The organism is Cobetia sp., assembly GCF_983723665.1.
On sequence record NZ_CFDJES010000016.1, the window covers coordinates 19,192 to 31,141 of the forward strand.

The 11,950-nt window shown below is 63.9% G+C and carries 12 protein-coding genes; 1 reads left to right on the plus strand and 11 read right to left on the minus strand.

The window, feature by feature from the left end; genetic code table 11:
• The first annotated feature begins 93 nt into the window (after positions 1–93).
• Positions 94–1,083 (plus strand): LysR family transcriptional regulator, encoded by a 990-nt coding sequence (locus AC4FAH_RS03275; protein WP_043331946.1) that lies wholly within the window; start codon positions 94–96, stop codon positions 1,081–1,083.
• Between the two features lie 104 nt (positions 1,084–1,187).
• Here the strand turns inward: AC4FAH_RS03275 and lipA are convergent, their stop codons facing one another.
• The 11 genes from lipA to nadD all read right to left on the minus strand — a co-directional run bounded on the left by lipA (position 1,188) and on the right by nadD (position 11,809).
• A complete protein-coding gene (gene lipA, locus AC4FAH_RS03280) occupies positions 1,188–2,180 on the minus strand; it encodes a lipoyl synthase (RefSeq protein ID WP_052384342.1) in 993 nt (330 codons plus the stop codon).
• The gene (gene lipB / locus AC4FAH_RS03285) at positions 2,180–2,905 is read right to left on the minus strand and encodes a lipoyl(octanoyl) transferase LipB (protein WP_082388119.1); all 726 of its coding nucleotides are present in this window, start codon (positions 2,903–2,905) and stop codon (positions 2,180–2,182) included. The genes lipA and lipB overlap by 1 nt, the downstream gene beginning before the upstream one ends.
• Before the next feature lie 57 nt (positions 2,906–2,962).
• Positions 2,963–3,250, minus strand: a complete 288-nt coding sequence (locus tag AC4FAH_RS03290) for an HP0495 family protein (protein WP_043331948.1) — start codon at positions 3,248–3,250, stop codon at positions 2,963–2,965.
• A 196-nt stretch (positions 3,251–3,446) separates the two neighbouring features.
• Entirely contained in the window at positions 3,447–4,649 is a 1,203-nt protein-coding gene (locus AC4FAH_RS03295; RefSeq protein ID WP_054555032.1) for a D-alanyl-D-alanine carboxypeptidase family protein, read from the minus strand.
• 102 nt (positions 4,650–4,751) lie between these two features.
• Positions 4,752–5,783, minus strand: coding sequence for a septal ring lytic transglycosylase RlpA family protein (locus AC4FAH_RS03300; protein WP_286989108.1), 1,032 nt, complete (start codon positions 5,781–5,783; stop codon positions 4,752–4,754).
• On the minus strand, positions 5,780–6,823 hold the full coding sequence (gene mltB, locus AC4FAH_RS03305; protein WP_225347665.1) for a lytic murein transglycosylase B: 1,044 nt from the start codon (positions 6,821–6,823) through the stop codon (positions 5,780–5,782). Before mltB ends, AC4FAH_RS03300 begins: the two co-directional genes overlap by 4 nt.
• 71 nt (positions 6,824–6,894) lie before the next feature.
• Positions 6,895–8,043 (minus strand): rod shape-determining protein RodA, encoded by a 1,149-nt coding sequence (rodA, locus tag AC4FAH_RS03310; protein WP_043331958.1) that lies wholly within the window; start codon positions 8,041–8,043, stop codon positions 6,895–6,897.
• Entirely contained in the window at positions 8,033–9,979 is a 1,947-nt protein-coding gene (gene mrdA, locus AC4FAH_RS03315) for a penicillin-binding protein 2 (RefSeq protein ID WP_216059756.1), read from the minus strand. Before mrdA ends, rodA begins: the two co-directional genes overlap by 11 nt.
• A gap of 42 nt (positions 9,980–10,021) precedes the next feature.
• Positions 10,022–10,489 carry a 23S rRNA (pseudouridine(1915)-N(3))-methyltransferase RlmH gene (gene rlmH, locus AC4FAH_RS03320; protein WP_043331959.1) on the minus strand — a complete coding sequence of 156 codons (468 nt, stop codon included), beginning with the start codon at positions 10,487–10,489 and terminating at the stop codon, positions 10,022–10,024.
• Positions 10,490–10,634: 145 nt separating this feature from the next.
• Positions 10,635–10,994, minus strand: coding sequence for a ribosome silencing factor (rsfS, locus tag AC4FAH_RS03325; RefSeq protein ID WP_043331961.1), 360 nt, complete (start codon positions 10,992–10,994; stop codon positions 10,635–10,637).
• 179 nt (positions 10,995–11,173) lie between these two features.
• On the minus strand, positions 11,174–11,809 hold the full coding sequence (nadD, locus tag AC4FAH_RS03330; protein ID WP_175088380.1) for a nicotinate-nucleotide adenylyltransferase: 636 nt from the start codon (positions 11,807–11,809) through the stop codon (positions 11,174–11,176).
• Positions 11,810–11,950: the final 141 nt, after the last annotated feature.

Below are 11,950 nucleotides of genomic sequence, written 5' to 3' on the forward strand. Positions count from 1 at the left end.
TAGCATGCGTTCCACGCTACCCAGCGAGAGACCAATAGAAAAGTTGATATTTTTTTGCCAATCTATAAGTAAAACCTTATGACTGGGTGTGTCATGTCGCGTCCAAACTTGTTGAATCGCTTAACTTTCAGACAGTTACAGGTGTTCCAAGCGGTTCATCGCCAACAGTCCTACTCCCGTGCGGCCGAGCAACTTGGCCTGACGCAACCCGCCGTCAGTGCCCAGATTCGTCAATTGGAGCAGGCACTCGAGCAATCGCTGTTCAAATATGCCGGTAAGACGCTGCATATCCTGCCGGCGGCTGATGCCCTGGCGAACTCGGTGCAGTCGATCTTCGGCGAGGTCTCGAGCCTGCAGATGGAGCTGTCGGAGATCGCTGGCACCATCCGCGGCGAGCTCAATCTGGCCGCCGTGTCCACCGCTCAGTACGTGGTGCCGCATATTCTGGCGCGCTTTCGGGCGCGGTATCCGGAAGTGTCGGTGCGCCTGCGCGTCTGCAATCGCGGTCAGGCGCTCGAGCGTCTCGCCGAGCGGCGCGATGACCTGGTGATCATGGGCATGGTGCCGGATGACGCCAATCTGGCCTTCATGCCGATTCTCGACAACGAGCTGATCCCCGTCGTCTGGCCCGGTCATCCGCTGCTGGAGGTCAAGGGCATCACCCTGGAAGACCTCGCGCAGTACTACATGCTGATGCGTGAACCCGGCTCCGGCACACGCACCGCCTTCGAGGAGTTCGCCGCACGCGAGCGCGTCTCGCTGCGTCATACGCTGGAGTTGGGCTCCAATGAGGCCATCAAGCAAGGCGTGATGGCGCACCTGGGCGTGGCGATCCTGCCGCGACTGTCGGTTCAGCTCGAGCTGGCCTCAGGCCTGCTGGCCTCGCCCTCACTGCCGGGCTTCCCGCTCAGACGCAGCTGGTGCACCGTCTACCCCAAGGACCGCTACCCCACGCCGGTCACCGAGCTGTTCCTGCGCTTCGTGCGCGAGCTGCTGCCGGAGCTCAATGCTCACTTCAGCGCGCCGATGGAGCCCATCCCCGGGCACAGCGTGGCCTGCCTGCCGCTGGCGACCGAGCAATGAACATAGCGTCCTGATGGCGCAAGCCACATGAAAAAACCGCCATGGAGACAAGCTCCATGGCGGTTTTTTCGTTCAGGCAACTGACGTCATGTCAGCAGTGCGGCTTACTTCACTTCCACACCGTGCGCCTGCTTGTCGGCGTGGTAGGAAGAGCGCACCAGCGGGCCGGAAGCGACATGCGAGAAGCCCATCTCGCGCGCCTTCTGACCGAGCCAATCGAAGGTGTCCGGGTGCACCCAGCGGTCGATGGGCAGGTGGTTGCGCGACGGCTGCATGTACTGCCCCAGGGTCAGCATGTCGACACCGTGGTTGCGCAGGTCCTGCATGACTTCGAGCACCTGCTCGTCAGTCTCGCCGACACCCAGCATCAGGCCGGACTTGGTCTTCACTTCCGGACGACGCTCCTTGTAGCCCTTGAGCAGATCAAGTGACCACTGGTAGTCGGCGCCCGGACGCACGCGACGATAAAGGCTCGGCACGGTTTCCAGGTTGTGGTTGAAGACGTCCGGCGGCGTCTGCTCGAGCACGTCCAGCGCGACCTGCATGCGGCCACGGAAGTCCGGTACCAGCACTTCGATCTCGGTGCCATCGCACTTCTCGCGAATCTCGCGGATGCACTCGGCAATGTGGTTGGAGCCACCGTCGCGCAGGTCATCACGGTCGACGGAGGTCACGACGACGTAATTCAGGCGCATCTCGGCGATGGCCTCGGCCAGCTCGCGCGGCTCGTCAGCGTTCAGCGCGTTGGGGCGACCGTGCGCCACATCGCAGAACGGGCAACGACGGGTGCAGATGTCACCCATGATCATGAAGGTCGCGGTGCCGCCGCTGAAGCACTCGCCCAGGTTCGGGCAGGAGGCTTCTTCACAGACCGTGTGCAGGCCGTGCTTGCGCAGCGTCTGCTTGATGCGCGTGACTTCCGGCGAGGCCGGCATGCGCACACGCAGCCAGTCCGGCTTCTTGGGCAAGGTCTCGGTGGGAATCACCTTGACCGGAATGCGGGCAACCTTCTCGGCGCCGCGCAGCTTCACGCCACGCTCCTTGCGGGCAGGAGCAGCGGAGGGAGCGGGCTTCGTGGTAGCGATGGTCTCGGTCATCAGTTCTGTCCTGCTGTTCGAGAAATGTCAGCCAGTGCCGCGGGCAGGCCGCTCACCGGAGTCAGGGTCACATCGCCCAGGCTTGCGCCCAGACAACGCACCAGGCGGTCACGCTCGCTGGCAAGATCCACCGGTGCGCGAACGAGATCGCGCAGCTGGGTCATCGCCATGCCGGCATAGCCGCAGGGATTGATGCGCCCGAAGGGCGCGAGGTCCATGTCCAGATTGATCGCCACGCCATGGAAACTGCAACCACGCCGGATGCGCAGCCCCAGCGAGGCGATCTTGGCCTCTTCCATCGAACGACGCGGGTCATCGCCACGCTGCGCCGACTTCTTCACATAGACGCCAGGCGCGTCCGGACGCGGATAGGCCTCGATGCCATGCTCAGCCATCGCCGCCACCACCGTCTCTTCCAGCGCCGTCACCAGCTGGCGAACGCCGATGCCGCCCCGCTTGACGTTGAGCAGCGGGTAGAGCACCAGCTGGCCGGGCCCATGATAGGTCACCTGGCCGCCACGGTCGGTCTGCACCACCGGAATGTCGCCCGGCATCAACAGATGCTCCGGCTTGCCCGCCTGGCCCTGGGTAAAGACCGGCGGGTGCTCCACCACCCACAGCTCGTCCGGCGCATCGGCCGCACGCGTATCGGTGAAGTGGCGCATGGCCGACCACACCTCATCATAGGCCTTGAGGCCGAGGTGGTAGACGTGAATCGTGTTCATGCATGCGCTCCTGTCATCAAGGCGCAAGACAAGGAAATCCAGCGTTTCATGCCTGGATCACAGCACCATGTGGATGCGACCGGTGGCCTTGAGGTCACGGTGCAGCGCATCCAGCTGATCGGTACCGGTGGCACGGATCACCACACGGATGCTGCGGTAGTTGCCGTTCTTGCTGTCCTGCCAGGTGATGGCCGTCGCATCGAAGCCCGGCGCATGCACTTCCAGGATATTGCAGACCACTTCGACGAGATCTTCTGCGGCGGTGCCGACGATCTTGAGGGAGAAATCACACGGGAATTCAATCTTCGGGGGCGTCTGCCCACCAGCTGCTGGCGTCTTGGCCATGGGGATAGCCCTTCAGGTAACTCTATTTCCGACCATTCTACTCAACAAAGGGCGATCCGTCAGCCGGATCGCCCTTTGTTGAGTACACGACCGCGATATTCAGGGGCGCGCGCCTGGCACCGCCAGCACGCGCGCCCCACTGCCATCACTGAATCATGTCATCGGCCGCGTCACTTCGCACAGCCAGGCGACTGACTCAGTTGAACAGGCCGTGGAAGAACAGCATCAGGGCATCCCACAGACGCTTGAACAGGCCGCCCTGCTCCACCGGCTCCAGTGCGACCAGAGGTTCTTCGGCCAGCACCTTGTCGTCCAGCTTGATCTGCAGGGTACCGTACTGCTCGCCGGCCTGAACCGGGGCCTTGATGGTGTCCTTGAGATCAAGACGCGCGGTCAGCTTGTCAGCCTGACCACTCGGCACGGTCAGGAAGACGTCCTGGGCCATGCCCAGACGCACCTGGTCCTTCTCGCCACCCCAGACACGCGCCTGGTTGAGCACTGCGCCCTTGTCATAGAGCTTCTTGCTCTCGAAGTAGCGGAAGCCGTAGGTCAACAGCTTCTGGGATTCCTGCGCACGCGCCTCTTCGGACTTGGTGCCCATCACGACACTGATCAGGCGGGTATCTTCCTTCTTGGCGGATGCCACCAGGCAGTAGCCGGCTTCTTCGGTGTGGCCGGTCTTCAGGCCATCGACATCCTTGTCACGCCACAGCAGCTTGTTGCGGTTCGGCTGCTTGATGCCATTCCAGGTGAAGTACTTCTGGGAATAGATCTCGTAGTGATCCGGGTAGTCCTTGATGATGCGACGCGCCAGAATCGCCAGGTCGTGGGCCGTGGAGTAATGCTCCGCGTGCGGCAGGCCAGTGGCGTTCATGTAGTGGGTGTTCTTCATGCCCAGACGCTTGGCGTGCTGGTTCATCAGGTCGGCGAACGAACCTTCGCTGCCGCCGATACGCTCGGCCAGCGCGACGCTGGCGTCGTTGCCGGACTGGATGATGACACCGTGCAGCAGGTCATCGACGGTGACGCTGGTGCCTTCGCGGATGAACATGCGCGAGCCACCCGTCTTCCAGGCATTGACGCTGATGCGGACCTTCTCGTCCGGGCTCAGCTTGCCGTCGTCCATCTCGCTCTCGACCAGGTAGGCCGTCATCATCTTGGTCAGGCTGGCCGGCGGCAGGCGCTTGTCGGCATTGTGCTCGACCAGGATGCGCCCGGAATTGGCGTCCATCAGGATCCAGGAAGATGCCGCCAGCTGCGGCGCCGCCGGAATCAGGGTATCCGTCTCGATGGCATGGGCCGGGGTGGCGGCAACGCCTGCGAACAGCGCAATGCCGCTGGCCGCCATCAGCGCGGAGAATCGACGCCGAAGAGGAAGAAGTCGGGCTTTCAGGGACATGTTGGAATCTCTTTGACACTCATGCATAAGCCGAGGCTTGCGCCTCGGCCAGGTTGCGCCTCTTCACGAAGCGCATGATGGATGAAAACGGGCCTGCGGCCCTTATCGCTCTGCCGTGACGCTGAAGGCCCCGGCATAGCCAGCATCGGCCAGCGCCGACTTGAGCGATTCAATACGGACATTGTCTTCCAGCGGGCCGACCTGAACCTTGTAGAGGTCGCCGCTGCCCAGCACGCGAGTCGGTCGTCCCAGACGGGAGCTGACACTGGCACGAATGCTGTCGGCCTTGCTCAGATCACTGACCGCCGCGACCTGCAGGAAGGCAGCTTCCCCGTTCGCCACGGAGGACGTGCTGCTCGGCGCAGCAGAGGCTACCACGGGCTTGGCGGCAACGCTCGCGCCGGAAGCGCTCGAGGCCACGGAACCACCGGTTGCCTCCATCGCGTCAAGCCCGGCAATGCCCTGCTCGCGGCGTACCGCCTGGCTGCGCGCCAGCAGACGCTCGGACTCTGCCGTGCCCTGGGTCGGGCTCGGGCCCGGCTTCCAGGTCGTGGCGTCGAGAGTCTCGACACGCACATGCCCGGTGCCATGGCCCAGCATGTCCAGTCGCCACGCCGCGCTGTAGGACAGGTCGATCAGGCGGTCTTCATGGAAGGGGCCGCGGTCGTTGACCTTGACGATGACCTGCTTGCCGTTGTCCAGATTGGTGACACGCGCATAGGTCGGCAATGGCAGCGACTTGTGGGCCGCCGTCATGGTGTACATGTCATAGATCTCGCCACTGGCGGTGGCGTAGCCATGAAACTTCTTGCCGTACCAGGATGCCGTGCCCTCGGCCACGTAACCGCGCGGATCATCCATCACGTGATAGGTCTTGCCCCATACCTCGTACTCGCTGCGATTGCCGCTGCGGGTATAGGGTTCGACACGTGGCACCTCATCGGGCACCGCCGAGACATCCGGCGCATCATCGGGATAGGCATCGCTGTCCATCTCGTAGCGGCTGTTCTTGCCCGCCTTCTTGCCGGTGCTCGCCGAGGCACCATCACTGACCTGGGTGCCACCCCCACTGCTGGCACAGCCGGCCAGCAGGGCAAGCGCGAGGGTCAGCGGTAGCGCACGTGACCAGCTCATCCCGCACCTCCGTCCTCGAGACGACGCTTGATCGCCCGGGAGAGCTCATCCACGGCCATCGCATACATGTGGCTGTGGTTGTAGCGCGTGATGACGTAGAAGTTGTCGTAGCCGACGGCGTAGCGGTAGCCCTGCTTCAGGTCCAGCGCCAACGGAATCACCTGGGTATTGCCGGCCACGTCGTCTGCCACCTGGACACCGGCCGCCTCGAGCGCGGAAACGCTCATGTACGGCTTTTTCGTCTTGTTGAAGGTGACGGAGGACGGCGGCGTCCCGGGGCCATCCGCGGCGCTGACCACCGGCGCACCGGCCTTCCAGCCATGACGCGCGAAGTAGTTGCCGACGCTGCCGATGGCATCGACCGGGTTGTGCCACAGATCACGCACGCCATCGCCATCGAAATCGACCGCATAGGCCTGATAGCTGGTCGGGATGAACTGCGGATAGCCCATCGCGCCGGCGTAGGAGCCCTTGATGGAGAGCGGGTCAATACCCTGCTCAATCGTCAGCTGCAGGAAGGCCGCCAGCTCGCCACGGAAGAACTTGCCGCGACGCGGGTGATCGAAGGCCAGCGTGGACAGTGAATCGATCACGCGGTGAGTGCCGGTGTGCTTGCCGAAGAAGGTCTCGACACCGATGATGGCGGCGATGACTTCCGGCGGCACGCCATACTCGGCCTGGGCGCGATCGAAGGTCTCACGATGCTCGGCGATGAACTTCACACCGGCTTCGATGCGTGATTGCTTCATGAAGATGGCGCGGTACTGGTCCCAGCGCAGATGACCTTCCGCCGGACGCGACATGGCATCCAGCACTTTCTGGCTGTAATCGGCCTGATTCATCAGCTCGGTCACGCGATCGCGATCCAGCCCCTTGGCCACCAGCTCGTCGACCAGCTTGGCCGTTTCCGGGTGAGTCGCCGGGGCGAAGCCATCAGGCGCCGCCTTGGCCACGCCTGACATTCCCAGCAGCGGTGCCACCATCACCAGGGCTGCGCCCCAGTGCTTCAGACGTCGCCCACGCGCATTGATCACCGTCATCGACTCTCTCCTTGCCTGTCTGCGAGCTTGGGCTCGCGAATGTCCTTGCCACTCGGCAACTGGCCGCCACGTCATCGCGACAATAGGCGCCGGTGGGTATGAATGCTCATGAGAATACCGAAGCCTGCCAGCAAGGTCACGCTGGAGGTCCCACCATAACTGACCAGCGGCAACGGGACGCCAACGACCGGCAAGATACCCGATACCATGCCGATGTTGACGAAGACGTAGACGAAGAACGTCAGGATGATCGCGCCCCCCGTCAGCCGTGCAAAACTGTCCTGGCCATTGTTGGACATCACCAGCCCGCGCAGCACGATCAGCACGTAGAGCCCCAGGAAGAAGCTCATGCCGATCAGGCCAAATTCCTCCCCGATGACCGCGACGATGAAGTCGGTATGGCGCTCCGGCAGAAACTCGAGCTGGGACTGGGTCCCCAGGGTATAGCCCTTGCCGAAGATGCCGCCCGAGCCGATGGCCGTCTTGGACTGGATGATGTTCCAGCCCGCGCCGAGCGGGTCAGACTCCGGATTGAGGAATGTCAGCACACGGCGGCGTTGATAGTCGTGCATCACCATCCACAGAAGCGGCAATGCCGAGGCGATCAAGGCGCCGAAGAAGGCGATCAGCTTCCAGGAAAGCCCCGCCAGCAGGATCACGAACACGCCCGCCGCGGCGACCAGCAACGAGGTGCCGAGGTCCGGCTGGCGCGCGATCAGCAGCACCGGCGCGACGATGATCACGGCGCAGATGGCCAGATCTCGCCAGCGAGGGGGCAGCGGGCGCTGACCAAGCCAGCAGGCGACCATCATCGGCATCGCCAACTTCATCAGCTCAGAGGGCTGGAAGCGCACCACCCCGGGGATGACCAGCCAGCGCTGGGCGCCCATGCCGACATCCCCGAGCACCTCCACCGCCACCAGCATCAGGAAGCCGGCGCCATAGGCGACCGGCGCCCAGCGGTAAAGGGTCGCGGGTGACAGCTGGGCGAGCCCGATCATGATCACCAGTGCCAGCGCCTGACGTGAGGCCTGGCGCAGCGTGAAGTCGATATCCTGGCCGCTGGCGCTGTAGAGCACGATCAGCCCGCAGCCGAGCACGGCCAGCAGCAACAGCAACAGCCAGGGATCGAGGTGGATACGCTCCCACAGGCTGGTGCGGCGGCGATGACTGAGGTCCCCGCCTACACCACGCATCGAGCGCTGATAATCAGTCGGCATCGTTCTCTCCTTGCTCACCCTCGCCCACCGGTGCCTCCGGGGGTGCCAGAGCGGCAGCCAGCGTGAGCGCCGCCTCACGCGCCTCGGGGTCAATGCGCGGCAACAGCCAGTAATCGGTGACAGCGCGCGCCATCGGGCCCGCCACGGAGCTGCCGCCCTGGCCATTCTCGATCACCACGGAAACGGCAATCTCCGGGTGCTCGACCGGCGCAAAGGCGGCGAACAGGGCGTGGTCACGCAGACGCTCCGCGAGCTCCTTGCCGTTGTATTTCTGGTCCTGCCCGAGGGTGAAGACCTGGGCGGTACCGGACTTGCCGGCCATGCGGTACTTGAGGCCGGGCCCGACATACTTGCGCGCCGTGCCTTCTCGCCCGCTGACCACATCCTCGAGCGCGGCGATGACATCGTCCCACCACGCCGGATTGTCCAGCACCACATCCGGCTTTTCCTCGCTTCTGGGCAACAATACCGTCTCGTCACCGATGCGCTTGGCCAGGTGAGGCGTCACGTGCCTGCCGCGATTGGCCAGCACGGCCTCCGCCGAGGCGAGCTGCAACGGCGTGGCAAGCCAGTAGCCCTGACCGATACCGATGGAGATGGTCTCGCCGGGGTACCAGGGCTTGTCGTAGCGATTGCGCTTCCATTCCTTGGACGGCATCAGGCCGGGCAGCGCGCCCTGCACGTCCAGCGCCGTCTGCTCACCGAAGCCGAACTTGTGCATGTACTCGCTGATGCGGTCGATCCCCAGGCGGTAGGCGACGTTGTAGAAGAAGGTGTCATTGGACACCGCGATGCCGCGCCGCATGTTGACGCGCCCATGCCCCCAGCGCAGCCAGTTGCGATACTTGTGGCTGTCATTGGGCAGCTGGAAATAGCCGGGATCGTAGAAGGTGGTGCTGGTGGTGATGGCACCGTTCTCCAGCCCCGCCAGCGACATGAAGGGCTTCACGGTCGAGGCCGGCGGGTACTGGCCGCGAATGGCACGATTGAACAGCGGCAGGTCGATATCATTCTGCAGCGCGCGATAGCTCTTGACGCTGATGCCGGTGACGAACTCATTGGAGTTGAAGCCCGGCACGGAGGCCATCGCCAGGATGTCGCCCGTCTCGGGCTCGATGGCCACGATGGCACCACGTCGCCCCTTGAGCAGCCGATAGGCGAGATCCTGCAGGCCGCGGTCGATGGTCAGCGTCAGGTCCTTGCCCGGCACCGGATCGATCCGCGACAGCTCACGCAGCACGCGGCCCCGCGCATTGGTTTCCACCTTGCGCAGGCCCGCCTGACCGTGCAGCTCCTCTTCATAGAAGCGCTCGATACCGGTCTTGCCGATGAAGTGGGTGCCCGAATAGTTGCCCTTGTCGAGGGTCTTGAGCTCGGCCTGATTGATGCGCCCCACATACCCCAGGGTATGCGACAGCGGCTTGGCGTCCGGGTAGTAGCGCAGCAGCTGCGCCTCGACCTCGACGCCGGGCAGGCGATAGCGATTGACGGCCAGACGCGCGATCTGCTCCTGACTCAATTCACTCATCAACAGGGCGGGCTGGTAGGGGCGTTGACGCTGACGCGAGCGTTCCTTGAAGTCTTCGACTTCATCGGGCGGCAGATCGAGAATCTCGACCAGGCGCTCAAGCGTCGTCTCGAGATCACCGGCGCGTTCGCGCACGATGGTGAGATTGTAGTTGGGGCGGTTTTCGGCGAGCAGCTGACCATTGCGGTCATAGATCAAGCCGCGCGTGGGCGGCAAGGGCTCGACACGCACCCGGTTCTTGTCCGAGCGCGTCGTATAGATGTCGTGTTCCACGACCTGCAGGAAGAGCAGCCGCGCCAGCAGACACCCGGCCAGCACCAGCACAAGGCCGGCAGCCACGATGCTGCGAAGGCGAAAGATCCGCACTTCCTGTTGAGGATTCTTTATCGTCGCCCGGCGTTGGCGCATGGCGGGTCTCGCAACCAGTGTCGTGTCGCAAGCGGCAGGCGCTTACCGGTGATAGGGGTGCCCGACCAGCAATGTCCAGGCGCGGTAAAGCTGTTCCGCCAGCACGATGCGCACCAGGGGGTGCGGCAGCGTCAGTGCCGAGAGCGACCAGCGCTGATCGGCACGTGCCAGCAGGCGTGGGTCGAGCCCATCCGGACCACCGATGAGGATGGCCACGTCTCGCCCTCCCAGCCGCCAATCATCGGCATGCTGGGCAAGCTGCTCGGTACTCCAGGCCTTACCTAGGACATCAAGGGCGACAACATGTTCATTTCCCTTGAGTTTTTCAAGCATCCGATCGCCTTCACTGGCCATGGCACGGGCGATGTCCGCATTCTTGCCGCGATTGCCGGGCGCCAGCTCGATGAACTCAAGCGAAAAATCCCGCGGCATGCGCTTGAGATATTCCCGGCTACCCTTCTCCACCCAGTCCGGCATCTTCTGCCCGACCGCCAAAACTCGGATCTTCATGTCCTGTCCCGTGCTGTGTCAGAACGACGGGCGAGCCCGCAGTCCTTCCATCGGATACTCCCTGCCCGCGACATCGCGACCGGCAAGGACGTAACGCGCGGTTGGCATGCCCCGACGAGCAACCCGTCGGGTCAGGCTGGCAGGATCAGTGGCTCTGCTCGTACTCTTCACGCGTTTCGCGGGGCAGATCGCTCCACAGGCGCTCGAGGTCGTACAGGGCACGGGTTTCGGCCAGCATGACGTGGACGACGACATCGCCCAGATCCAGCAGCACCCAGTCGGAGCCGTTGTCGCCTTCACAGCCCAGCGGCTTGACGCCGGCTTCTTTCACGGTGACCTGCACGTTGTTGGCCAGCGCGGAGATATGGCGGCTGGACGTACCGGTCGCGATCACCATCACATCGGTGACGCTGGTCAGCTTGGAGACATTGATCTCGCTGATTTCCTGGGCCTTGAGTTCTTCAAGGGCGTCGACAACCAGGTTTTTAAGAGCTTCGGTCTGCATGATTCCTCGGGAGTTTGTTCGGCAGGGGGCGCATTCTACCCGTTGGCGATGCGCGCGCCTATGGGCATCGTCATTTACTCGCCAAAGGGGCGCCACGCACGGCGATGCGGGATCGCGGCAGCGACGCCCCTCTCATGATGCCACGCTCGCACGCGACAAGACGTTCAGAGCCACAACGCTCAGCTCGATGACGGACAATAGAGGCCATGCGCCTCGATATGACGGATCACCGCTTCCGGCAGCAGATAGCGCACGCTGTCACCCAGCGCGAGACGCTCGCGCACGAAGGTGGCACTGATGGCCATGCGCGTCGGCAGCGACAGGCGCAACAGGTGGCCACCCGGGCGCGCCATCAAGGCCGCCACCGAGTCGACCTCGCGCCCCTGGATCAACGCTTCGAGCGCCCGGGGCAGCGGTGCATCATGGTCCGGCCGCTCGATCACCACCACATGGGCATCATCGAACAGACGATCGGCGGCATGCCACTCCCCGAGCTTGAGGAAGGCGTCATGGCCGATGGCCATCACCAGCCGCGCCTGCGGGCCATATTCGGCACGCAGACTGGCCAGGGTGTCGGCACTGTAGGAAGGCCCATCGCGCAGCAGCTCACGCCCATCGGCCTTGAGGCCCGGCTCTGCCTCTATCGCGGCTTCCAGCATCGCCAGACGCTGGTCACTGCTGACGCCGGGCGCGGCGCGATGCGGCGGCTGATGCGAAGGCACCAGCAGCACATGGTCCAGCCCCAGCGCTTCGCGCAGCTCGATGGCACTGCGCAGATGGCCGTGATGGATGGGATCGAAGGTACCACCGAGCATGGCGACACGCGGCACCGGGCCGAGGCAGCCCTCGAAGCCCGGCTCCGCTGCCGTGTCAGTCCTTGAGCGCGAGTCATGTGCCGACTCGGTGCCGTGATGCACGGCCTCACGCTCCTGCGCGAGACCATCGGCATTCAAGGG